The sequence below is a fragment of the Kribbella albertanoniae genome, assembly GCF_004348455.1.
Taxonomy (GTDB): domain Bacteria; phylum Actinomycetota; class Actinomycetes; order Propionibacteriales; family Kribbellaceae; genus Kribbella; species Kribbella albertanoniae.
In genome coordinates, this window is sequence record NZ_SMKA01000043.1 from 1 (window position 1) to 24118 (window position 24118).

General features: G+C 68.0%; 18 protein-coding genes. 10 read left to right on the top strand and 8 right to left on the bottom strand.

Annotated elements, in window-relative coordinates:
- From E1261_RS12865 to E1261_RS12890, 6 genes are all read left to right on the top strand, one after another.
- Nucleotides 1-972: glycerate kinase family protein (locus tag E1261_RS12865; protein WP_132406180.1), on the top strand; the 972-nt coding region annotated here is incomplete at its 5' end.
- 107 nt (nucleotides 973-1079) lie between these two features.
- A complete protein-coding gene (locus tag E1261_RS12870) occupies nucleotides 1080-1436 on the top strand; it encodes a HesB/IscA family protein (RefSeq protein ID WP_132406182.1) in 357 nt (118 codons plus the stop codon).
- A 122-nt stretch (nucleotides 1437-1558) separates the two neighbouring features.
- Nucleotides 1559-2200, top strand: coding sequence for an ABC transporter permease (locus tag E1261_RS12875; protein ID WP_132406184.1), 642 nt, complete (start codon nucleotides 1559-1561; stop codon nucleotides 2198-2200).
- On the top strand, nucleotides 2193-3365 hold the full coding sequence (locus tag E1261_RS12880; protein WP_132406186.1) for an ABC transporter ATP-binding protein: 1173 nt from the start codon (nucleotides 2193-2195) through the stop codon (nucleotides 3363-3365). The genes E1261_RS12875 and E1261_RS12880 overlap by 8 nt, the downstream gene beginning before the upstream one ends.
- Nucleotides 3362-4171, top strand: coding sequence for an ABC transporter permease (locus tag E1261_RS12885; protein WP_165952480.1), 810 nt, complete (start codon nucleotides 3362-3364; stop codon nucleotides 4169-4171). The genes E1261_RS12880 and E1261_RS12885 overlap by 4 nt, the downstream gene beginning before the upstream one ends.
- A gap of 11 nt (nucleotides 4172-4182) precedes the next feature.
- Entirely contained in the window at nucleotides 4183-5148 is a 966-nt protein-coding gene (locus E1261_RS12890; RefSeq protein WP_132406188.1) for a glycine betaine ABC transporter substrate-binding protein, read from the top strand.
- Nucleotides 5149-5519: 371 nt separating this feature from the next.
- On the opposite strand, the gene E1261_RS12895 is transcribed toward E1261_RS12890, so the two are convergent.
- Nucleotides 5520-6056 carry a superoxide dismutase family protein gene (locus tag E1261_RS12895; RefSeq protein WP_165952481.1) on the bottom strand — a complete coding sequence of 179 codons (537 nt, stop codon included), beginning with the start codon at nucleotides 6054-6056 and terminating at the stop codon, nucleotides 5520-5522.
- Between the two features lie 141 nt (nucleotides 6057-6197).
- On the opposite strand from E1261_RS12895, the gene E1261_RS12900 reads away from it, so the two are divergent.
- Both E1261_RS12900 and E1261_RS12905 read left to right on the top strand, forming a co-directional pair.
- Nucleotides 6198-6728, top strand: coding sequence for an RNA polymerase sigma factor (locus E1261_RS12900; protein WP_132406191.1), 531 nt, complete (start codon nucleotides 6198-6200; stop codon nucleotides 6726-6728).
- Nucleotides 6718-7335 carry a hypothetical protein gene (locus tag E1261_RS12905; RefSeq protein WP_132406193.1) on the top strand — a complete coding sequence of 206 codons (618 nt, stop codon included), beginning with the start codon at nucleotides 6718-6720 and terminating at the stop codon, nucleotides 7333-7335. The genes E1261_RS12900 and E1261_RS12905 overlap by 11 nt, the downstream gene beginning before the upstream one ends.
- A gap of 12 nt (nucleotides 7336-7347) precedes the next feature.
- On the opposite strand, the gene E1261_RS12910 is transcribed toward E1261_RS12905, so the two are convergent.
- The 4 genes from E1261_RS12910 to E1261_RS12925 all read right to left on the bottom strand — a co-directional run bounded on the left by E1261_RS12910 (nucleotide 7348) and on the right by E1261_RS12925 (nucleotide 13377).
- The gene (locus E1261_RS12910) at nucleotides 7348-9858 is read right to left on the bottom strand and encodes a PEP/pyruvate-binding domain-containing protein (RefSeq protein ID WP_132406195.1); all 2511 of its coding nucleotides are present in this window, start codon (nucleotides 9856-9858) and stop codon (nucleotides 7348-7350) included.
- Nucleotides 9859-9965: 107 nt separating this feature from the next.
- Nucleotides 9966-11141: a M20 family metallopeptidase gene (locus tag E1261_RS12915; protein ID WP_132406197.1), complete on the bottom strand. Its 1176-nt coding sequence runs from the start codon at nucleotides 11139-11141 to the stop codon at nucleotides 9966-9968.
- 15 nt (nucleotides 11142-11156) lie between these two features.
- Entirely contained in the window at nucleotides 11157-11858 is a 702-nt protein-coding gene (locus tag E1261_RS12920) for a hypothetical protein (RefSeq protein WP_132406199.1), read from the bottom strand.
- A 142-nt stretch (nucleotides 11859-12000) separates the two neighbouring features.
- Entirely contained in the window at nucleotides 12001-13377 is a 1377-nt protein-coding gene (locus E1261_RS12925) for a serine hydrolase domain-containing protein (RefSeq protein ID WP_238176175.1), read from the bottom strand.
- Between the two features lie 37 nt (nucleotides 13378-13414).
- On the opposite strand from E1261_RS12925, the gene E1261_RS12930 reads away from it, so the two are divergent.
- The gene (locus E1261_RS12930) at nucleotides 13415-14314 is read left to right on the top strand and encodes a diacylglycerol/lipid kinase family protein (protein ID WP_132406203.1); all 900 of its coding nucleotides are present in this window, start codon (nucleotides 13415-13417) and stop codon (nucleotides 14312-14314) included.
- On the opposite strand, the gene pulA is transcribed toward E1261_RS12930, so the two are convergent.
- Nucleotides 14307-19949 (bottom strand): pullulanase-type alpha-1,6-glucosidase, encoded by a 5643-nt coding sequence (pulA, locus tag E1261_RS12935; RefSeq protein ID WP_132406205.1) that lies wholly within the window; start codon nucleotides 19947-19949, stop codon nucleotides 14307-14309. The two genes, E1261_RS12930 and pulA, sit on opposite strands and share 8 nt — an antisense overlap.
- A 164-nt stretch (nucleotides 19950-20113) precedes the next feature.
- Here pulA and E1261_RS12940 point away from each other — a divergent pair, with 164 nt between their 5' ends.
- The gene (locus E1261_RS12940) at nucleotides 20114-22858 is read left to right on the top strand and encodes a beta-N-acetylglucosaminidase domain-containing protein (RefSeq protein WP_132406207.1); all 2745 of its coding nucleotides are present in this window, start codon (nucleotides 20114-20116) and stop codon (nucleotides 22856-22858) included.
- On the opposite strand, the gene E1261_RS12945 is transcribed toward E1261_RS12940, so the two are convergent.
- Together E1261_RS12945 and E1261_RS12950 are read right to left on the bottom strand one after the other, a co-directional pair.
- A complete protein-coding gene (locus E1261_RS12945; RefSeq protein ID WP_202874655.1) occupies nucleotides 22851-23567 on the bottom strand; it encodes an SIR2 family NAD-dependent protein deacylase in 717 nt (238 codons plus the stop codon). The genes E1261_RS12940 and E1261_RS12945 overlap by 8 nt on opposite strands.
- A complete protein-coding gene (locus E1261_RS12950; protein ID WP_132406209.1) occupies nucleotides 23564-24118 on the bottom strand; it encodes a GNAT family N-acetyltransferase in 555 nt (184 codons plus the stop codon). Before E1261_RS12950 ends, E1261_RS12945 begins: the two co-directional genes overlap by 4 nt.

Consider the following 24118-nt stretch of genomic DNA (forward strand, 5'->3'; position numbering starts at 1 on the left):
GCTGATGGTGGGCCGGGGTTCATCGACGTGTTGTCCGCGGTGGTGGACGGGACGCTGCTGGCGGTGACGGTGCGTGGGCCGCTTGGCGCGGAGACTCCGGCGACCGTGCTGGTTGCGGGGGAGACGGCGTACATCGAGACGGCGCAGGCATGTGGGCTGCACCTGGTGGAGCCGGCGGATCGGCGGCCTGAGGACGGTACGACGTACGGGGTGGGGCAGCTCATTGCCGCGGCTGTCGATGCTGGGGCGAAGCGGGTCATCCTGGGGCTCGGTGGTTCGGGGACGAACGACGCGGGTGCGGGGCTGCTGGCCGCGCTCGGCGCGACGGCCGTGGACGGCGACCTCGCGGCTGGGGCAGCCGGGCTGGCCGAGCTGACCGCGGTGGACCTGGAGCCCGCGTTAAGCAGGGTGGCCGGGGTTGAGTTCATCGCGGCGAGTGACGTGGAGAACCCGATGCTCGGGCTGCGTGGCGCGACCAACATCTTCGGGACCCAGAAGGGCATCACCGACGAGCGCAAGCCTGCGGTGGACGGGTACCTGACCAAGTTCGCGGAGCTGGCCGGGCGGAAGACCGCCGACCAGAAGGGCGCAGGTGCGGCCGGTGGACTCGGTTACGCACTGTTGCTGCTGGGCGCTGAGCGGGTTTCCGGAATCGACCTGGTCGCGGAGCTGACCGGGCTGAAGGAGAAGGCGGCCATGGTCGACCTGGTGCTGAGCGGTGAGGGCGCGTTCGATTTCCAGTCCCGGGACGGGAAGGTGATCGCCGGCGTGGCCAAGGTCGCGAACGACGCCATGCGGCCGTGTGTGGTGCTGGCCGGCAAGGTGCTGATCGGAGCCCGGGAAATGCGCACGATGGGCGTGGAATCGGCGTACTCGCTGGTCGACGCGGTGGGCGAGGAACAGGCCTTCGCGGACCCGCACGGGTCGCTGGCCACGGTGGCCGAGCGGGTGGCCAAGACGTGGGCACGATGAGCAAGATTCTTGATCCTCAAATTAGGTGTGCGACCATGGGAATGTTCGCGGACCGGGTGAGGTTGACCGGTGTTGACAGGATTTTTGCGAGATGACTGGAGTCAGGAATGACTGAAGCGCAGACCGAGCAGACCGTCGCCAGTGGTGTGCTCCTCACCGACGGGGCCGCAGCCAAGGTGAAGGCGCTGCTCGACCAGGAAGGCCGCGACGACCTCGCGCTCCGGGTCGCCGTACAGCCGGGTGGCTGCTCCGGGCTCCGGTACCAGCTGTTCTTCGACGAGCGCAACCTCGACGGTGACGTGGTCGCCGACTTCGACGGTGTGAGCGTCGTCACGGACCGGATGAGCGCGCCGTACCTCAAGGGTGCGTCGATCGACTTCGTGGACACGATCGAGAAGCAGGGCTTCACGATCGACAACCCGAACGCGACCGGTTCCTGCGCCTGCGGGGACTCGTTCAACTGATCTACCTCTGAAGCCCCCGTTCACCCCCCGGTGAACGGGGGCTTCGGCCTGCTCGGAAGTTTCCGCACGCGGCCTGATGTCCCACCGTGTGAAGCGAACACTTGATGGGTACGGAGCCACATATGTGGGACTACATCACCGAGCGGCACGCCCAGCTGCTCTATCAGAGCTACCAGCATCTGAGTCTGGTGATCCAGTGTGTGCTGCTGGCGACCGTGCTCGCCGTGGCGCTGGCGGTCTTCGTGCACCGCAACCCACGGGTCGTCGCGCTCGCCGGAGGGGTCAGCGCGATCGGTCTGACCATCCCGTCGTTCGCGCTGCTCGGCCTGCTGATCCCGATCGCCGGCATCGGTACGGCGACCTCCGTGATCGCGGTGACCTTCTACGCGACCCTGCCGATCCTGCGGAACGCGGTCGTCGGTCTGGCCGGTGTGGACAACTCCCTGATCGAATCGGCCCGCGGAATGGGCATGGGTGCGATCCGGACACTGCTGCGGATCGAGCTGCCGCTGGCCTGGCCGGTCATCCTGGCCGGGGTCCGGGTCTCCGCGCAGATGTCGATGGGCATCGCCGCCATCGCGGCGTACGTGCTCGGGCCTGGGCTCGGCAGCTTCATCTTCACCGGGCTCACCCAGATCGGTGGCGCGAACGCGCTCAACTCGGCCTTGGTCGGCACCCTCGGAGTGGTGCTGCTCGCTCTTGTCCTGGACGCATTGCTGCTGCTCGCCGGCCGCCTGACCACCTCAAGGGGTATCCGTGCCTGAAAGCACTACTGAAACCACCGGCGTCGATATCGAGCTGATCGATGTCGTGAAGCGGTACCCGGGCCAGAAGCGCGCGGCGGTCGAGAGCCTCAGCCTGCACATCCCGGCCGGGGAGATCGTCATGTTCGTCGGCCCGTCGGGCTGCGGCAAGACGACCTCGCTGAAGATGATCAACCGCCTGATCGAGCCGACCTCCGGCACGATCCGGATCGGCGGTGAGGAGGTCGGCCGGCAGCACGACGACGACCTGCGCCGCCGGATCGGGTACGTGATCCAGGGCGGCAGCCTGTTCCCGCACATGACGGTCACCCAGAACATCGCGCTGGTCCCGGGGCTGCTCGGCTGGGATCGACGCCGTACGGCGGAACGCGTCGACGAACTGCTCGAGCTGGTCGGCCTCGACCCGGCCAGGTACCGCAACCGCTACCCGCGCGAGCTGTCCGGCGGGCAGCAGCAGCGGGTCGGCGTCGCGCGCGGCCTGGCCGCCGATCCGCCGGTGATCCTGATGGACGAGCCGTTCGGAGCGGTCGACCCGATCACCCGGCAGCGGCTGCAGGACGAGCTGCTCAGCATCCAGGAGGAGTTGCGCAAGACGATCGTCTGCGTCACCCACGACTTCGACGAGGCGGTCAAACTCGGTGACCGGATCCTGATCCTGACCGAGGGCGCCAAGATCGCCCAGTACGACGTACCGGAGGCGATCCTGGCCAATCCGGCCGACCGTTTCGTCGCGGACTTCGTCGGGGCCGGCGCCGCCCTGAAGCAGCTCACCCTGAGCCGGGTCAGCGAGATCGAGCTGGGTCGCCGGACCGTCGGTGAGATCGGTGCCAAGGCGGCCGACGTACTGCGGGCCGCGCAGGCGGCCGATGACGACTGCATCGTGGTCCTGGACGCCAAGCGGCGGCCGGTGAACTGGCTGTGGACCCGCGACCTGCTGGACCTGGACCGGATTCCCGCACCGCGCGACGACACCGACCTGGTCACCATCGACCGGCGGGCGACGCTGAACGACGCACTCGACCTGATGCTCGTCTCGAGTCACGGCAGCGCAGTGGTGACCGGCCGCCGGGACGAGTACCTCGGCGTCGTCGACTTCCAGGCAGTGCTGACCCGGATCCAGGAAACCCACGACGAACACAACCCGACCCCCGAAGTCGTCGCATGAGCGTTCTCGACACCAAACCGCCCGCGGGGATCGCCGATGCTAAGGCGGCCGCGGCGAGTTTGGCGAGCAGCCAGCACCGCCGGCCGAGTCTGGGGTTGATGATCGGGCAGCCGTTGTCCGTGGTGGTCGTGCTGGCCGCTTGGGCGATCTGGCGGTCGCAGGCCGAGCTGGACTCGATCGAGCAGCGGCAGCTGGACTGGGGGTTGCTCGGGCGGCTGACCGTCGAGCACCTGAAGCTGACGGTGGTGGCCACGGTCATCGTGCTGGCGGTCGCCGTACCGCTGGGGATCGCGCTGACCCGCCCGCGGTTGCGACGAGCCGCGCCGATCGTGGTCGCGGTGGCGAACGCCGGTCAGGCCGCGCCGGTGATCGGGCTGATCGTGCTGCTCGCGATCTGGCTCGGCTTCGGCTTCTGGACCGCGATCCTCGCGCTCTGCCTGTACGCGATCCTGCCGGTACTGCGGAACACGATCGTCGGTCTGCAAGGTGTGGATCGGACCCTGGTCGAGGCCGGCCGGGGGATGGGCATGTCGAACCGGTCGGTCCTCGGCCGCATCGAGCTGCCGCTCGCCGTACCGGTGATCATGGCCGGTATCCGGACCGCGCTCGTCCTGGTCGTCGGGACCGCGACGCTCGCCACGTTCATCGACGCCGGTGGACTCGGCAGCCTCATCACCACCGGCATCCGGCTGCTCAGATACCCGGTGCTGATCAGCGGCGCGATCCTGGTCGCCGCGCTAGCGCTGCTGATCGACTGGGCCGGCCGCGTCCTCGAAGAGATCACCCGTCCGAGGGGCCTGGGATGAGGGGGTTTGGGATGAGAAGGCTTCTGGCCATCGGTATGGCGCTCGTCCTCGCGGGCTGTGGTCTCGGGACCAGCGGTGGTTTCGTGCCGACCGGCTCGCTGAACGGTCCGTTGAAGTCCGTGCAAGGCCTCGACGGGCTGTCCATCGGGATTGGTTCCAAGAGCTTCCAGGAGCAACTGATCCTCGGCAAGATCGCCGCGATCCTGCTGCAGTCGGCGGGCGCGGAGGTCAAGGACCTGACCAACATGCCGGGCAGCGACACCTCCCGGCAGGCGATGCTGCAGGACCAGATCCAGTTCGCGTGGGAGTACACCGGGACCGCGTGGATCTCCTATCTCGGCCACGACAGCGGTATCCCGGACAAGCAGCAGCAGTACGACGCGGTCGCCAAGGAGGACCGGGAGAAGCACGGACTGATCTGGCTGAAGCCGGCGCCGATGAACAACAGCTACGGATTCGCGGTTACCCGGAAGACCGCCGACCGGCTGAAGATCAGCAAGCTCTCGCAGATTGAATCGCTCCCGGCGAAGGAGCGCACGTTCTGCGTCGAGTCCGAGTTCGCGAACCGCAACGACGGCTTCGAGCCGATGCTCAAGCACTACGGCATCCCGCTCGGCACCGGCGTCCGGCGCAACGACATCCGCACCCTCGACACCGGCGCCGTGTACGTCGCGACGCAGAACGGCGACTGCGTGTTCGGCGAGATCTTCACCACCGACGGCCGGATCAAGTCGCTGGATCTCGTGGTCCTGGAGGACGACAAGAAGTACTTCCCGGCGTACAACGTGGCGCCGGTGGTGAGCAAGAAGGTGCTCGACCAGTACCCGCAACTGCCGAAGCTGTTCGAGCCCGTGTCCGACAAGCTCACCGACGAGGTGCTGATCGACCTGAACGCCCAGGTCGACGTCGACGGCCGCGAGCCCGCCGACGTCGCCATGGACTGGCTGGTCAAAGAAGGATTCGTACTGCGCGACTAACGCCAAGGCCAGCCAGCCAAAGGTTCACCTCTGCGGCATCCCGTTCCCCGCCACCACAACGTCCGAAAAACCGGAGAACCCGCCTCCGGATGTTCGGACGTTATCCGCGGCTCCCAGCTAACGTCCGAACGATCGGAGGACCGGCCTCCGGTCTTTCGGACGTTAGGGGAACCCGCAGCGAACGGTCGCCGAGATCCGAGACCGGGCAGGCAGGAGTCACCTTGAGCATCCATCAACTACGTGCCGTCCGCCGAAGCGGTCGAACGGTGCTCAAGGTCGTCCGGCCGGCGCACCTTGAGCACGGATCGACCACCTGCCGGCCGCGCACATGGTTGGCCCGTGCTCAACGTCGTACCGGCTCGTGGGAATGGTCACCAGGACACGGGGAGACAGGCCTGGCGTGGACCAGCGGCGCCGTGGTGGTCGGTCGGCATCTCGTGGATCACGACGGAGCGGTTGCCCGGCAGGGGTGTGAACGGGACGCGGGCGATCGCGAACCCCTTTCCGGCGGGCGTCACCTCGAAGTCGAGCCACACCTCGGTGCTTGCGTCGACTCTCGGTGGGACGTGTCCCGCGACGGTGTCGGCGTTGTAGTGCGGACCGGCCGCGGCGCCGTTGCCGGTGACGCACGGCCCAGTGTGCAGGTGGGCGCCGAAGGTCCGGCCGGCCACCGACTGGTCGATCCCTCGCACCTTGAGAATCACAACGCTGCTGCCTTGGCGCTGCACCATCAGGAACCTGGCGCGGGCGTCGTCGAACGGCCCGGTCGTGCTGAGCTGCAGATCGTGGAGACTGCCTCGAGCTCGCACCACCTCAGCCGCATCGGTGGCCTGGGCAGGCGCCGTACTGACGACGGCCGTGGTCAAAAGAACCACTGCTGCCGCTGCGAGATACCTCGGTACTGTCATGACTCCCCCTATCGGGTCCATGCTGGAGCAGGGATCACTTCTACAGACGGACCGCGGGCCGGTCCGGGTGACACGGAAAATAAGCTCCGCGCGCTGTCACCCGGTTCATCGACTCACTCGTCCGTCAAAGTGATGGGGGCTATGGATGAAACCGCAAGACTGCCCGGCGTCGGAGCGTGGCCCGACGCCTTGGTCGTCACGCTGTTCCGGGCCGAGGGCGCGCGGCTGACTCAGCTTGCCCGGTGGTTCGTCGACGACCGGACGGCGGCCGAGGACCTGGTTCAGGAGGCGTTCCTGCGGCTGGCCCGCAACCAGCACCGGATCAACGACCAGGACCGGGCGGCGGCGTACCTGCGGTCGATCGTGATCAACCTGGCACGCGACCACAACCGGCGCGGGCTCGTCTCGCTGCGGCACCGGCCGCCGGCCGAGGTGGACGACCGCTCCGCCGAGGACCATGCGGCCGAGGACGAGAGCCGCCGCGAAGTGATCGAGGCGCTCCGCGATCTGCCGCGCAGGCAACGCGACTGCGTCGTACTGCGGTATTACCTCGAGCTGCCGATCGGAGAGATCGCCGAGACCATCGGCGTCTCCCCGAACTCGGTGAAGACCCATCTGCGCCGCGGTCTGCACTCGCTCAAGCTGCATTTGGAGGAACCGGATGACCACTGACCAGTCGCCCGCCGAGCCGACGCCGGTCGAGCGCAGACTCCGCGAGGCACTCGGGCCGACGCAGGAACCGAGCACCTCACCCGACCTGTTCGACCGGGTGCTCGGCAGCATCGCGCACGATCGGGCCAGGCGTCGGCAGGTCCGGTACGGCGTCCTGGTCGTGGCTGCCGTCGCTTCGGTGCTGACGGCAATTGTCCTGGCCTTCCCGCGAAAGAACGGACACGTGCTGATGGAGTGGTGGATTCTCGAACTGTTCATGACGGCCGCCCTGATCGGGCTGGCGCTCTGGCTCGGTCCGTTCATCAAACGGTTCGGCCGGGCATATGCCGCGGATGTATTCCACGACAACCCGCAGACAGGGAAGAGCTACATCGTGCTGACCGACACCGTCTACTACCTGATCTTCACCGCGTACATCCTCTTCACGGCGAACTTCGAGCCGCGCGAGTCCTGGGGACTGAACGTACTGCCAGACCAGGTGGCCTTCGAGTCGGCCCGGCTGGGCGGCATCCTGCTGATCATCGGAGTGCTGCACGGCCTGAACATCGTCCTGATGCCGGTCCTCGGCCGGCTCTTCTCACTCAACCGCCGCCTGCCCAGAAGCTGATGCTGGGGAGTTCTAGCTCTCGACCTTCAGCACTGTTCCCGCGGCGCCGTCGACGGTGACCAGGTCGCCGGTCGCCAGGCGGTCGGTGGCATCCGGTACGCCGACCACCGCCGGGATCCCGTACTCCCGGGCGACCACCGCGCCGTGTGAATTGGAACCGCCCATCTCCATCACCAGCCCACCGGCGGTCAGGAACAACGGGGTCCAGCCGGGATCGGTCGAGGGCGCGACGAGGATCTCGCCGGGCTCTAGGTGCGCGCCGACCGGATCGAGGATGACCCGGGCCTTCGCGGTCACCGTGCCGGCCGAGGCCGGGCTGCCGAGCAGTGCACCGTCGACGGCCGCGGGGATCGCCAGCGTCTCGGGCTCCACGCCGTCGGACTGGATCAGGCGCGGCACCCGGCGGCGGCGCAGCTCCTGGTTGTAAGCCGCCCGGCGCTCGGTGACGATCGCGCGCAGGTCGCCCGGCGACCGGAGTTCGCGCAGGTCGAGGAAGAAGACATCGGTGGGGGAGTCGAGGCGGCCGGCCTCGACCAGCTCGGCGCCGACCTGGCGGAGCTCGCGGCGGGCCGCGGCAAGGATGCGGACCAGCAGGTACTTCGGGGCCTCGCGCAGACCGGCGAGTTCGCGGGTCCGGCCGAGGGCGAACCGGACGATCCGGCCGCGCAGCGGGCTGACCCGCAACGCGAGCTCGGCGATCTTCGCCGCGGCTGCCGCCGAACCGGCCTTGAACTGGAGATCGGGGGCCAGTGCCGGATCGGTGAGCCGCAGGTAGTTGGCCAGTACGCCGATCAGGTGCGCCGGGTTCTCCGACCAGCGCGGCAGGCCGAGGTCGATCTCCGCCACGGCTCGATGACCGTAGACGCCGAGGAAATCAGCCAGTCCGTCCTGCGCGATCTTCGGCAGCCCGCCGGATCGGTAGCGCTCGGCAACGACCTCGGCCGGCTCCTCGAAGGCCTCGGCCGACGCCTCGTCGACACGGATCCGCTGCGCCAGCGACCACAGTTCGAGGTCCATCTCGGTCGTCACGTTGTGCGGCAACCCGCGCAGGACGGTCTGCAGCTCACCCGGCTGGACCGCCATGCCGAGCACCTTCTGGGCCAGGCCCAGCATCAGGAACCCCGCGGCGGGCGCGGGCAGCAGTCGCGGCATCAACGGGATGACTTCGGTCCGGAGCATCCGCTCGACGAAGTCCAGCCGCCCGGTCGCGGAGCGCGAAGCGGCTGCCAGCAACGAATCCAGTCGCCGGGAGGTCCGGCGTACCTGCAAGTGGGCGAGACGCGGGGTCAGGACGGCGGCCAGCACGCGGAGTGGTACACCCCTCCGAAGCACCACTCGTGCGAGCCGGCCGCCGGCCTCCCGCCGCGACGACGTCAGTACGGCGAACCGCGGATCGTCGAAGACATGGCGCAGTACTGCGGCCGACCGGGCCTCCATCACGCCGAACACCCGCGGTACGAGCGCGCGGCCGACCGTACTGCGCACGGCCGGGGTGAGGTCGACGAAGAAGCGTTGCCCGGCTTCCGTGTACGCCGTCGGTCCGTCGAGCGGCTCGTCGACCCGGGCACCGACGAGCTCGGCGACCGACGTCGCGATCAACCGGAACCCGGCCAGCCCCATCGGCGTGATCGGCCGGACCAGCCCCTGGGTGAGGCTGGCGCACAGGTAGATCCGCGGGGTCGATCCGTCCATCCGCTGCGGCGGAATCGGGTAGAGCGTGGTGATCGGGCGCGCCTGTGTCAGCCAAAGCTTGCCCTCGGCATCTAATGCCCACTCGGTGTCCTGCGGCGTGCCGTAGTGCTCCTGCACCTGCCCGCCGAGCGTTGCGAGGGCGCGCACCTGCTCGTCGGTCAGGCAGTCGTGGACGAGTGTCCGCTCGTGGATCGCGCCGGTGGCGGTGTCGACGACGAAGTGGTCCGGGTTCACCGACCCGGACACGACCGCCTCCCCGAGCCCGGGCGCGGCGTCGATGACGGCCTCGTTGCGCCGACCGGTGAGCGGGTTCGCCGTGAACAACACCCCGGCGGCCTTGGCGTCGACCATCCGCTGCACGACGACGGCGAGGGCGACCGTGTCCTGGTCGACCTCGTTGGTCTCGCGATAACTCCAGGCCCGATCGGTCCACAGCGACGCCCAGCAACGCCGTACGGCGTCCAGTACGGCGTCGGCCCCGACCACATCGAGGTAGGTGTCCTGCTGCCCGGCGAAACTCGCGAAGCCCAGGTCCTCGGCGGTCGCCGACGAGCGCACGGCCACCGGAATGTCGGTCCCCAGCTCCGCGTAGGCCGCGCGGATGGCCAGCTCGATATCGGCGGGCACCTCGGTCGCGAGGATCGTCTCCCGCCTCGATGCGGCGTCACCGTCGGCCCGAGCGACCTGCCGGTACGCCGGTGTCGTCACGCAGAAGCCGCCCGGCACCGGGAACCCTGCCCTGAGCAGAATCCCGAGATTGACCGCCTTGCCGCCGGCCGATTCCAAGGCGCCGGCGTCAATCTGCCCCAGTTCGATCACCCAGTCGGTCATGTCCGCCCCTTCCCGAGCCTTACCAGGAGGTTAACGGCAGCGGGACCAGGAATTCAATACGTGATGAATTACTGGCAGTGTGAGCAGCCTCACCCGCGGTGTCCGGATCAGCCCAGCAGCCGGACAGCGGCCAATAGGTAGGCCCGGGCGGCGATCGCGAGCTCGGCGATCGGGACGGACTCGTCGGCCCGGTGCGCCTGATGCGCCACGGAACCCGGGCCGAGGACGACGACAGGGATGCCGAGGTCGCGATCGACGTACCCGCCGTCGCAGGCTGCGGCCCACCCGGCCAGCGGAACGTCCGGACCACCCGCGTCGCGGCGAGCAGCCTCGGTGATTCCCACCAGCTCGGCGTCGGCCGGCGTCTCGAAGGGCGGCATCTCCATCGGCATGTCGAGGTCGATCGTCAGTCCGCGGTCCTCCAGGTGCAGGGCGGCGACACGGTCGCGCAGATTCTCGAGAACGGCCGCGGGCGACTCACCCGGCAGCAGCCGGCGGTCGGCGATCACGACGCACTCGGCCGGCACGATCGAACCACCGGTCCCGCCGTTGATCTGGCCGACGCTCCAGGTCGCCGGTCCGAGCAGCGGGTGCTGATTCGTGGCCAGCTCGGCATGGAGGCGCTCGATCTCGGCGATGATCGCGGTCGCGCCGTAGATCGCGTTGGCACCGGCCTCCGCGTTGCTGGCGTGGACCGCGCGCCCGTGCACGGCGACCCGCAGATAGGAGTCACCCCGCGCCGCGATGATCGTCTGCAGATCGGTAGGTTCGGCGGTGATACAGCCGACGTACGCCCGGGGTGAGTCCTGGACGAAGGCCCGGATCCCCTTGCCCGTCTCCTCTTCGTCGATCAAGGCCGCCAGCTCGACCGGGCCGCTCAGCTCGACCTCGCGCAACGCGGCGAGTGCGGCCACCGCGGCAGCCAGCCCGCCCTTCATGTCGGTGGCGCCCCGTCCGTAGATCCGGCCGTCGCGGATCTCGGCGCCGTACGGATCAGTGGTCCAACCGGCACCGACCGGTACGACGTCAGTGTGGCCGAGCAGAAGCAGTCCCGGGCCGGTGCCGTTGCCGACGGTCAGGCTGATGTTGTCCCGCCCGGGCTCGACCGTCGTGGTCGTCACGGTCAGCCCGAGCTCGCGGCCGACCGCGTCGAGCACGGCGACGGTCGCGGCCTCCTCGCCGGGCGGGTTCTGGCCGGTCGCCCGGACCAACGCCGTACAGACCCTGAGCAGCAGGTCCTCGTCGATCCGGGCGAGCAGACGCTGTTCCTCGGCGGTCGTCATACCGACGAGCCTAGATCAGCGGACGGGGGAGTAGTCGTCCCAGACGACGCTGTTGCCGGCGATGTAGGCGCGGAAGCTGAAGGTGGCGGCCGAGGCCCACTTGTAGCTGGCCTTGCCGTTCGAGTTGGCCTTCACCTTGGTGAGCTGCTTCCAGGTGGAGGTGCCGGCCTGCTTGTACTGCAGGACGATCTCCTTGCCGCCCCACGGGACGAACTTGTTGATCGCCGGACGGTAGTTGCCGGCCGCGGTGTTCAGCGTGTAGGTGCCGCGCGATTTGCTGACTGTCAGGTCGACGGCCGAGACGTACTTGTTCATCCGGTTGAACGATGCCAGGGTCGCGACCGCGTTGCCCTCGCTGTCCTCACCGTCCTCGTCACCGGTGAAGGTCACGACGCCGACCGGCGAGACCTCCGAGTACAGCGTGAACTTGGACTGCTTGCTCCCGTTGACGAACTCGATCAGGATGTTGTCCGGGTCGCCCTTCTGGCGGCCGTGCCAGTCGGCGTTGTACAGGGTCGCCGGGCAGCCCTTCCCGTAGCCGATCGTGTAGTGGGTCTGACGGTTGTTCATGACGAGCCGCGCCGGCACCGCCGGGTAGCAGGTCGGCAACGCCACCGCCTTCGCGGCGACGGGTGCAGCGGCCTGGGCGGGTACGGCGGCGGCGAGGCCGGTCGCGAGCAGGCCCGTTGCCGCGAGCAACGACAGGGTGGAGCGCATGGAGGTCCCCTCAGGTGGTGATGACTTTGGCTGCCGGTAACGCTAGACAGCCGAAGCCCACCCCCGGCGGGGATCGACCTGATCGTGCATGTTCGGCGCGGCCGCGGTGCCCGATCAGGTCAGCACCCGTTGCCCGTGGCCCTCACTCGGACGTGACAGTGAACTCCGTCGGCTCGAACGACACGTTCAGCCGGCCGTCGACAGTCATCCGCCCGTCGGCGATCCGACAGCGGAACTCGGCGGCATGCGGTCCGGAGAGCCAGCGGGCCGTCGCCACCAGCGCATCGCCGTCACCGTAGGCGTGGGTGACCACCCGGTCGTTGGACGCCGGTCCCGGATGCTCGCGCCAATCGCCCGCCGCGAAGACGTAACCCTTGCCCTCGGCCGTCGCCTGCCCGTACTCGAAGAAGGTGAGGTAGGCACTCCCGTCCGCGTCCCAGCGGACCGACTGCAAGAGTCCCGGATTCTCCCCGAAGGTGTAGGTCTGCCCGTCGCCACCCTGCGGCGCCGGGCCGGTCGGAGCCGGAATCTCCAGTACCTCAGGCCGCGGCACGAGCGGCACCTCCTTGCCCTCGAGAGCAGGCAGCAGGTGATCCCAGACGAGATCCAGCTCCGCCTGCATGGTGGAGGTAGCACTGGTCACGATCAGCACCGCGTCGTGATCGGGGATGGCGACGATGAACTGACCGAAGGCTCCGTCCGCGCGATAGGTGTTGTTCCGGCCGCGCCAGAACTGGAAGCCGTACCCCTGCCGCCAGTCGGGGTTGGTCTCACTCTCGTTGGATACCTGCTTGGAGGTGGCCGCCTCGAACCACTCGGCGGGAACGAGCTGCTCGCCCTCCCAGACCCCACGCTGAAGCACGAGCTGCCCGAACTTCGCCATCGACTCGGTGCTCAGACTCAGCCCCCAGCCGCCGAAGCTGATGCCCTCCTTCGACGATCCCCAGGTCGCCTCCGTGATCCCCAGCGGCGCGAACAGCCGGGACTGCAGAAACTCCAGCAGGGTCTCCCCGGTGAGCCGTTGCAGAATGGCCGACAGCATGTACGTCGCGCCGCTGTTGTAGACGAACGGAGCACCCGGCTCGTTCTCCACCTCAAGACCGAGGAACGCCTGCGTCATCCGCTCGCCCCGGCTCATCCGCTGGACCGTGTCCTCGGAATGTCCCGTGCTCATCGTCAGCAGATGCCGCACGGACATCGCGGCCAGGTTGTCGCTGATCGTCTCCGGCAGGTCCTCAGGCCCGAAGAACGAGACCATCTTGTCGTCGATCGACAACAGCCCGGCGTCGACGGCCAGCCCGATCGCCGTCGAGGTGAAGCTCTTCGAGACCGAGTAGAGCAGATGCAGGTCGGACCGCCGGTACGGCGTCCACTCCGCCTCCAGCACGACGTGCCCGTGCCGCAGCAGCATCACGGTCTGGAATTCCTGCTCGGACGTATCCAGCGCGGCGACGAACGCGTCGATCGCGGCGGCGGATAGACCCTGGTCGTCTGGGGTACTGCGTGGAAGGCTGCTCACCCCAGGCACGCTATCTTCCCGGACGGACAAAAAGCATTTGAGTTCTTCGCACACGGCCGTGATCGTCAATCCGATCAAGCAGGTCGACCTCGCAACGTTCCGCCGGACCGTCACCGATGCCCTCGAGGCGCGGGGCGTCGAGAAGATCTCCTGGTTCGAGACCACTGCCGACGACGCCGGCGCGGCGATGGCCCAGCAGGCGATCGCGGCCGCCGTCGATCTGGTGCTGGTGGCCGGCGGTGACGGCACCGTCCGAGTGGTTTGCGCCGAGCTCGCCGCGAGCGACATTCCGGTGGCCGTCCTGCCCGCCGGTACCGGCAATCTGCTCGCCCGCAACCTCGGCATCTCGCTCGACCTGCAGACGGCGCTCGACGAAGTACTGGACGGCACCGAACAGCGCATCGACAGCGTCCGGATCTCCGGCGACCTACCGGACGACCGGTTCCTGGTGATGGCCGGGGTCGGGCTGGACGCCGCGATCATCGACGATGCACCGGACGAACTGAAGAAGCGCGTCGGCTGGGCGGCGTACGTGCTGTCGACCCTCAAGCACCTCAATCATCCGGTCATCCGGGTTGAGCTCACGATCGACGACCGGCCGCCGATCCGGCGCCGGGCGCGCACGGTGGTGATCGGCAACGTCGGCACACTCCAGGCGAACATTCCGCTGCTACCCGATGCCCGCGCGGATGACGGCATCATCGACGTCGTCGTACTGGCTCCGCGCCGGGTCAGCCACTGGCCGCGGCTCGTCCTCGGTCTGGTCGTGAAGCGTTGGCGGGAACGCCATCTCGAGCGGTTCACCGGCCGCCGGATCACGATCGAGACCCGCGCGCCGGCCCGCCGGGAACTGGACGGCGACACGATCGACCCCGGCCGTGTTCTCATCGCCGAGGTCGATCCCGCGTCGGTGCTGGTTCGAATTCCGACTACCTAACCTCCAGTACGGCGACCGTCCGCGCCGGCACCTGGATCGTGCCGGATGCGGCGGTCCAGGTCGTCTGCTTCACCACCGGATCCGAGCCGTTCGCCTGCACCGGCGACAACGCCGCCGACTGCCCGGCCAGTCCGGGCACCGTCTGCGTCACTGTCGACCCGGTGCTGTTGAAGACGACCAGCACGCCTTTGAGCGCCGGGTCGACGTTCGGACCGACAGTGTCGTCGATGCGCATCGTGACAACACCAGGCGTCGAGCCACTCAGCGGATAGCTCAGCTTGGCCTTGATCAGGTCTGCCGAACCGAGCCGGAACAGCGGTGTGGAGAAGCGCAGCTTCAGCAGGTCAGCAGCAGCCGCGGAAGCAGTCTGTACGTCGGTAGCGCTGGGCTTCAACGCCGGATTGCCGAGCAGCGGCTTGATGTACGGCCACTTCTCCTCATTGTCCGTCTTCGGCGGTAGACCGTGCCCGAAGCCGTTGTCGGCCCCCGTCCAGTCCAGGGTGTTGAACCAGTCACCGGAGTCGTACGAGTTCCGGTCCAGCGACTTGCTGCGCAACAGGTCTGCTCCGGCGTGCCAGAACGACGGCGTCTGCGCGAGTGCGGTCGTCGCCAGCGACAGTGTGTTCATCCGGACCCGGTCCGCCATCGGCAGGTCCGTTGGCAGCTTGTAGGTCAGCGTGTCCCAGAGCGTCTCGTTGTCGTGTGCGTCGACGTACGTGACCACCTCATCCGGCTGGTCGGCGTACCCGGCGGGGGAGCCGTTGTAGTCGACCGCATCGCCGCGCACCGTCGCACCCGTCTCGGCAGAGTGGAAGCTGAACGACCGCAGGTTGCCGGCCAGCCCCAGCTGGATCAGATCGGTGTCGTGCGCAAGACGCTTGGCCCGGTCCGCCGCTGAGCCGTTGATCGGGTCGCCGTTCGGGTCACTGGCCGCTCCGGAGCCGAAGCCCTGCACCCGCGGGTTGTCGTCGAACGGACCGCCGCCCCGGACCGCGTCACGCAGCCGGTCGGAGAAGGTACCGATTCCGGTGCCACCGAGATTGCCCTGGCGCGCCTGCACGAACAGGGCGTCGTTGGCGACCTCACCGAAGTTCCAGCCCTCGCCGTACAGGTAGACGCCCTTGCCGTCGACACCGTCCTTGGTCAGGGTCAGCTTGTCGAGTGCGGCCCGCACCTTGAGCATGTTCGCCTTGGTGTGGTGCCCCATCAGGTCGAAGCGGAACCCGTCGACGCGGTAGTTGCGCGCCCAGCTCACAGTGCCGTCCACCATGATCTTCTCGGCCATGGCGTGCTCGGTGGCGATGTTGCTGCAGCAGGTCGAGGTCTCGACCTTCCCGGTCGCGTTCAGCCGCTGGTAGTACCCGGGCACGACCTTGTCCAGCACGGACGTCGGCGCCTGCCCAGCTGCAGGTGTGTGGTTGAAGACCTGGTCCAGTACGACGCGTAGCCCGGAGCGGTGCAGTCCGCCGACCATGGTGCGGAACTCGGCGACTCTCGCGAGACCGTCCTTCTGTGTCGCGTAAGAGCCCTCCGGCGCCAGCCAGTGGAAGGGGTCGTAGCCCCAGTTGAAGCCGTCCTTCGCAGCGACCGCACTCACGCACGCCTGCTGCTGCTCGGAGTCCGCCGGGAACGACTTGAGATCGCAGGCGGGTGTCTGCTGACCGGTCTCCGGGATCGACGCGATGTCGAACGTCGGTAGCAAGTGGACGGTGTTCAGCCCAGCATCCGCAAGCTTCCTGAGATGCTTAGTGCCGTTGCCATTGTCCGCGAAGGCCAAGTAGGTCCCGCGGTGCGCAGCCGGCACTGTCGGGTCGCCGATCGAGAAGTCGCGCACATGGAGCTCATAGATGGTCGAGTCGACGGACTGAGCCAGCTTGGGCGCTGCAGTGTTCGACCACAGCGCCGGCTTGCCCGCTGGGTCGTCCAGGTCCACTGCGACCGAGTACGCCGAGTCCGTGGTCAGTGCGGCCGAGTACGGATCGGTGACGACGTTCGTCTCCACCTTGCCGGTGCTCGGCGCATACACCTGCACCTCATACCGGTACGACGCGTTCTTGAACGACCTGACGCCCTTGACTGACCAGGAGCCGTCCTCGTGGCGCTGCATCGGCAGCCGCTGCGCACCGACCAGCAGAGCGACGTTCTGCGCGGTGGGTGCCCACAGAGTGAAGGTAGGAGTGCCGCCGCTCCAGCTCACCCCATAGCTCCGCTGGGTGGCCGAACCGTACACATCGTCGAGCACACCAGGGATCTGTACGCCGGTCGCATCCAGCAGCCGGCCGGCATCGTCGTACTGGGCCAGTCCGAGCTGTCCGGTCAAAATCTTCCGTACGTCGGCCTGGTCGAGCCGCAGTGTCGTGTAGCCCGGCCGGACCTCACGCGGGTCGTAGCGCAGCCCCACCGACGTGCCGCCGATGTCGTCCGCGTCGACCTTCAGTCCGCCCGTTGCCGACCAGTGCAGCCGCCAGCGCGACCGCTCCGGATGTGCAACCGCCGGTACGGCGAGGGTGTCGCGGGACAGCCAGTAGGCCTTGGCCTGACTCAGGTCCGGCTGCGCACCGGGCTTGGCGGTCGTCACAGTGAGCGCGTGGGTCGCGAGCACGTACGAGAACGTGACGACGAGCCCGTCACCGGGCACAGTGATCGGTACGTTCTGTGCCGGGTAGCTCTCGTCCCACGACAGGTTGTGTGCGACCTTGGCCTCATAGCTGCCCGCTCCGATCTCACTCGTCGACCAGGTGTAGGTACCGTCGCCGTCGGCGTCCGTCAGCCAGGGTCGCATGCAGGACGGATCCCAGTCCGCCGGACACCCCAGCTCGGACTGGAACGAACCAGGCACCGTGATGATCGGCCCCTCCGCAGTGGAGGTGGCGAAGTGCCGTCCCTGCTCGTAGTAGAACGTCATCGGCCCGGCCGGTGCCGTGTAGGAGATGTTGGCGCCGTTCTGGTTGCCCCCGGCCCCGTAGTTCACATCCCAGTTCTTGTTCAGCGCCGCCTTGTACGCGTGCTCACCGGCCGGGATCGTGTACGTGCCCTTCCACACCTTGTCCTTCGGGTCGAGCACCAGCTGCGCCTGGTCGCAGTCCGGCGACCAGTCCGCCGGGCAGCCCATCTCGCTGTTGTGATCACCAGGCACGCTCACGTTGGCCGGCTGAACGACCGGTCCGGTCTCGCCGCCGCCACCCGGCTTCGGTGCGTCGCCGACCACGCCGTACGAGCCCGACACCGAGTAGCGCCCCGCCGAGTCCCGCAGTACAGACCGGTACTCGAGCAGCGTCCCCTTCGGCACTCCGCTGACATCCTGGAACACCCGGTACGGCGCGTTGTCGTCGGAGCCGAGCCGCTGCCAGGCCGACGTACCCACTGGGCGGTAGCCGAAGGTCACCGTGACCGGTGTGTTCGCCGGAACGGCCGCACTGATCTCAGCACGCCCACCGACCACGCCACCTGGCTCAGGCGCTGACAGGTAGACCGCAGGTGCTTTGGAAGGCGCAGGCACCTTGCTGACAGCTTCGTACACAGTGACCGACAGAGGCGGCTGGCTGAGCAGCACCCGACCCTCTCGGTCCGTCCGGACCGGCCGCGAGCCGCCATAGACCGGCTTGAGCCACGTGTTCGGCCCGTACGTCGGCATGGTCGCGGACTTCGCCGTGGTCGAGTTGTTGGCGACCACCAGGTACTCGCGGTTGTCCGCACCGACCCGGCTGAACGCGTAGAGCCCACCGGAGTTCGACGAGTACCGGTGTACCTGCCGCCCGTCGGCCAGCGCTGGGTACTGCGACCGGAGCTTGGCCAGCGCTGCGATGTGCTTGTACATGGGCGCGTTGACGTCGTACCGGTCCTTGCTGCCGATCGTCGTCGTACCGGACCCGTCGACCACCTCGTCGTCGGCGTAGTCCGTGGTCTTGGTCGCGAACATGTCCTGCCGCGCGTCCTTGTCACCACCCGGACCGGTGAAGCCCTGCTCGTCGCCGTAGTACACGACCGGCTGGCCGCGCGTCAGGTACATGAGTGAATGCGCCAGCTTGTCGCGGGCGAGCAGCTCCGGCCCGTTGGCACCGCCCTGCTTGAGGAACGTGCCCACCCGGCCCATGTCGTGGTTCCCGAGGAACGTGGGCAGCTGGTACGCGTTCGAGTCCGCATCGGTGTAGTAGTCGTCACCTGCGTAGAAGTCCCGCAGCTTGGTCGCCGGGTCGCCCTTGGCGAACGTCACCGCGTTCTGCTGGAACCCGAAGTCCAGCGTCGCCTGCAGCGCGCCGGCGGTCGTGTAGGTCGACATGAACTTCGGATCGGCGTCGTACACCTCACCGAACATGAAGAACTTCTTCGACCCGGCCTTACGCGCGGCATCCAGAACGGCCGGCGAGAACTTCTGCCAGAACTCGAGGTTGACGTGCTTGACGGTGTCGATCCGGAAGCCGTCGATCCCCAGCTCGGCCCAGGTCTTGTAGACGTCGATCATCCCGTCCCGCACCCGCGGCTGCTCGGTGAACAGGTCGTCCAGCCCGACGAAGTCGCCGTACTCGGCCGATTCGCCGGCGAAGGTCGAGTCACCGCGGTTGTGGTAGAGCGTGGGGTCGTTCAGCCAGGCCGGGACCTTCACGGTCTCGTCGGCCGGCGTCTTGAAGACCGGCACGTTCGGGAACGAGGTGTTGCGATCCAGGGCCGGGAAGGTGTCCCCACCGGCATAGGTCTTGTCGTCGAAGACGTTCCCGGACGCGTCCTTGTACGGCGCCGTCGACTTCGGGATGTAGCCGTACTGCCCCGACTGGTAGGCGATCACGTCGGCGGTGTGATTGGTGATGATGTCGAAGAAGACCTTCATCCCCTTGCCGTGCGCCAGGTCGATCAGCCGCTTCATGTCCGCGTTGGTGCCCAGGTGCGGGTCGATCTGGGTGAAGTCGGTGATCCAGTAGCCGTGGTAGCCCGCACTGACATCAGCACCGGCGCCCTGCACCGGCCGGTTCTTGAACGACGGCGTGAGCCAGATGGACGTCGTACCGAGTGCCTTGATGTAGTCGAGCTTCTGGATGACGCCGGTCAGGTCACCACCGTGGTAGAAGCCCTTGTCGGTCGGGTCCAGCCCGGTCTGCAGCCGGTCACCGGTCAGACCACCGGCGTCGTTGCTCGGGTCCCCGTTGGCGAACCGGTCCGCCATCAGGAAGTAGAACCGCTCCTTGGTCAGGTCCTGCCGCAGGCTCGGTGTGGCCAGCGCTCTGTCGGCTGCCGTCACAGTCGGCCCAGCCACGTCCACCGGCCGCACCGACACCACATGCGTCTTGTCGTCGTAGCTGAACGACAGCTTCGCCGGACCCTCGATCCGCAGCGGGATGTTCGGCCCGTTCAGGACCCCACCGGCGCCGTAGTTCTCGTCCCACCCGCCGTTGACGGTGACCTTGTACTCGTAGGACCCGGCCGGTACGTCGAACACCTTCGTGTACGGCGCCGCCGTACCGAGACTGCTCGCCGTACAGGCGGGGTCCCAGTCGCCCGGACAGCCCAGCTCACTCTGCAGTGAGCCGGCGAGCGTGATCAAACGCTCTGCTGATACCTGTGCCTGCGCCGGAGCCCCCAGCCCCAGGACCACCATCGCTGCGGCCGCTACCCCTGCTGTCCAACGCCTGAACCCACGCATCGCTGTCCCCTCCCGTGCCGGTCTTCGGGGACGCTAGCCCGCGCTCCAGAGCCACGGAAGGCTTCGAACGTCACAAAACGACAGCCCTGATCGAAAGGGTTGCCAAATGGACTAGACCAGTATTTTCTGAGGTCGTCCCCACCGCCTCGAAGGGATGTCCGCTCATGACCATCCGCTGGTTACTGGTTGCCGCGCTCGCCATCGGCGCGCTGACGACTACCGCTCCGGCCGCCACGGCCGATGACTTGCCCGCGCTGAGCCCGGCCCCGCAGTCGATCCGCCGACTCGGCGCCGACCTGCGCTCAGTCCCCACAGTCCTCAAAGAGACCGGTACGGCGAGCACGCGCGCCGCCGCTGCCCTGTCCGCCTGGTCTCTGCCATCCGCTGCCACTCTGAAGCCCGGTGGCTATGTTCTCGGCATCGGCTCCTACCAAGGCGAGCCCCTGGCGGTCCTGGTCGGCCGTGACTCGGCCGGCACTTTCTACGGCGAGCAAACGCTGGCCCAGCTGACCCGGTCCGGCGCTGCGCCCAGTGTGGCGGTCGTTGATGAGCCCGCGTTCGCACTGCGCGGTGGGATGGAGTCCTTCTACGGTCAGCCCTGGCGACAGGCCGACCTGCTGAACCACCTCGACTTCATGGGACGCCACCGGCTGAATGCCTTCCAGTACACGGTCAGCGGCGACCCCCACACCGCCGGGTCCGCCTGGCGGCAGCTCTACACCGGTGAGCCCCTGGACCGGATGCGAGAGGCGATCCAGCGCGCCAAGGCGAACCACGTGGAGTTCATCTACCGGGTCAACCCGGAGGCGAACGCCGGTGGCCCGGAAGACGTGATCTGCCACGCGAAGCCGGCCGACAAGGACGCGCTGATCGCCCGGTACCAGCAGCTCTGGGACCTGGGTGAGCGGATCTTCTCCGTCGGCTGGGACGACGTCAACGGCATCTTCCGCTGCCAGTTGGACCACGACACCTTCGGCTCCGACGCCAGCCCGCTGGCCGCCGCCCAGGCGCATGTGGTGAACGACGTCTACAACCGGTTCGTCAGAACGCATCCCGGCGCCCGCCTCGTCACAGTCCCCAGCGAGTACTGGGGGAACGACGAGTCGCCGTACCGGACTCGCTTCAGCGCTCTGATCCCGGCCGAGGTGGACATCTTCTGGACCGGCCCGGAGGTGGTGTCGCCGCAGATCACCACGACGGACGCAGCACGGGCGTCGGCCGCGTTCGGTGGCCGGAAGCTGCTGATCTTCGACAACTACCCGGTGAACGACTTCGCCCCGATGTCACAGCACCTCGGCCCGCTGGTCGGCCGGGACGCCGGACTGCCGCAGTACGCGACCGCCTTCATGATCAACGAGATGCAGGAGGCAGAGCCATCGCTGATCGCACTCGGTACGGCGGCGGAGTACGCCTGGAACCCCACTGCGTACCAGCCGCAGGAGGCGTGGTCTCGGATGATCACCGAGCTCGGTGGTCCGGCGGCTGACTCACTCCGCCGGTACGCCGAGGTGCACACCGGACCGGCAGTCCTCGCTGACCCGTCGGCACCACTCACTCCGCTCGTCCGGGCGTTCATGACGACCTATCGGAGCGGCGGGGATCTGACTGCTTCCGCCGCCGCGCTCACTGGGTTCCTCGAGCGTCTGGGCGCAGCGCCGGCCGAGTTGCGGGACAAGCTCGACAATCAGTCGTTCAAGGACGACTCCGGGCCGTGGCTCGATCGCACCGAGAAGAGAGCTCGCGCCGGCATCGCCGCGGTGCGTGCGCTGCAGGCCAAGGCAGCCGGTGACCTGGTCGGCTACCGGGCACAGCGGGAGGTCATGTACGCCGCCCTTGCCGACGGCAACACCTCGTTCCGCTACGCCGTCCCGGGCACCCTCGACGACCTGCTCGACCTGGCTGGTGTGAGCCGGGGGACCGATGTGGTGCGGCATGACGACGGCACCATGTCCGTCTATGAGCGCAGCCGCGCCGGCGCCGTCCAGACCGCGCGGCAGCAGACCGCGGGGAGCAGGTGGGACGCCTTCGTCGACCTACCGCCAGTAGCGGCAGCCGGAAAGCCGGAGGTCGTCGTACGACGCGACGGCGGGCTGACCGCGTTCGTGCGGGGGACGGACAACCGGATCCGGACCAGCCGGCAGACCGCACCGGGTGCTGCGTGGAGCGGATGGGAGCTGGTGCTGGATGCCACGGTCGGCGGCGACCCGACGGCGATCGTCGGCGACGACGGCCTGATCAGTCTGTTCGTTCGTGGCACCGACGGTCTCCTGCAGACGCTCTGGCAGAGCGGCGACGGCTGGCGGATGGCTTCGCTGGGCGGGAAGGCCATGGTCGGAAAGCCCGCTGTCGACGTCAGTCTGGACGGCGTCCTGACTGCTGTGGTGCGTGGCGCCGACAACGTCCCGCGGACCAGTTGGCAGTCGAGCGTCGGCGGCGACTGGGTGCAGCCTTGGCTCGACCTGCCGGGCTCGATCGGCTCGGACCCGGACCTGGTGATGAGTTACACCGGATCGTTCAGCCTCTTCTACCGCGGCACCGACAACGGCGTCTACACGAGCTGGCAGCCCAGCCGTGGTGCCAAGTTCACCCCGCCGGTCCGGCTCAGCGGCATCACCGCACAAGGCAATCCGCGCGCCACTCTCGACAACCTCGGCGGACTCACCCTCACGGTCCGCGGCTCCGACAACCGAGCCTGGACGATGTGGCAGAAGACACCTGGCGGCGACTGGAACCACGGCTGGATCAACGACCAGCAGGTGGCCCACTCCGACGTCCGCGTGATCGACAGTCTGACCGGAGCAGGTTCAACCTTCACAATCGATGCCAACGGCAAGCTCCACACCGCCTGGCAACCAATGTTCGGCGCGCTGTGGACCACCTGGGCAGACCTGGGCGGTTCGCTCAGCTGAACAGCGCCGGGAGTGTCGTCTCGATCGGAGTGCGCAGCACGGTGGTCGCCTCTTCGTCGTATGGGGTCTCCTGTGCGTTGAGGATGATGAGTGGTTTGCCCGCTCGCAGGGCGATGTCGCACAGTCCTGCGGCCGGGTAGACCTGTAATGAGGTGCCGATCGCGATGAACACCTCAGCGGCCTCCGTCGCGGCGACTGCTGCGTCCAGGACGGCCACATCGAGCGACTGGCCGAACGAGACCGTGGCGGACTTCAGAATGCCGCCACACATCTCACACGCGGGGTCCTCGTCACCTGCGTCCAGCCGGGGGAGTACGTCGGCCATCGGGATCCGCCGCTCGCACTGCAAACAGTCGACGAACCAGACCGTGCCGTGCAGCTCGTGAACCAGCTCCGGCGTCGACCCAGCCTTCTGGTGCAGCCCGTCGATGTTCTGCGTGACCAGCCCGGTCAGCCGGCCCTGCCGCTCCAGCTCGACCAGTGCGAGGTGGCCGGCGTTCGGCTCGGCCGTCCACGCCGGTGCGGCCAGCCGGAACTTCCACGCCTCCACGCGCACCTCGGGGCGAGCGACGTACTCGTCGATGTCGAACATCGCCTGCGCCGCCGGGTTCTTCGTCCACAACCCCTGCGGCCCCCGGAAGTCGGGGATACCGGAGGCGGTAGAGATGCCTGCTCCGGTCAGTACGGCGATGCGTGAGGCGTCGATCACGCCTTGGACTGTATCCAGTCCGTCGCCAGCACCGACATCATGACCTCGTCGATCCACTCGCCGTCCCACAGCAGCGCGTCCCGGAACACGCCCTCGACCACGAACCCGGCCTTCTCGTACGCGCGCTGGGCCCGCGGGTTGAACGCATAGACCCCGAGGCTGATCCGATGCAGTCCGACCTGCTCGATCCCGTAGCCGACGGTCAGGCGGGTCGCCTCGGTGCCCAACCCGCGGCCCTGGCCGGCCGGACCGATCAGGATCCGGAAGTTGCAGGACTTGTTGTCCGGGTCCCAGTCGTTGAGCACGGACTCACCGACCACCTCACCCGAGGCCTTGTCGACGATCGCCAGGTCCAGCCGGTCGGTCTGGTCCTGCCGCGTCCGGTACCACTCCCGCGCCTTCTCCTCGGGGATCTCACCGTGACTCCCGGTGAATCGCCTCACGTCCGGGTCGTCCATCGCGACGGCGAGCGCCTCGTAGTCGGCTTCGGTCACCTGCCGCAGAATCACCAGGTCGCCGGTCAGCGTCGGCTTGTCAGAGAAGTCGGTCAC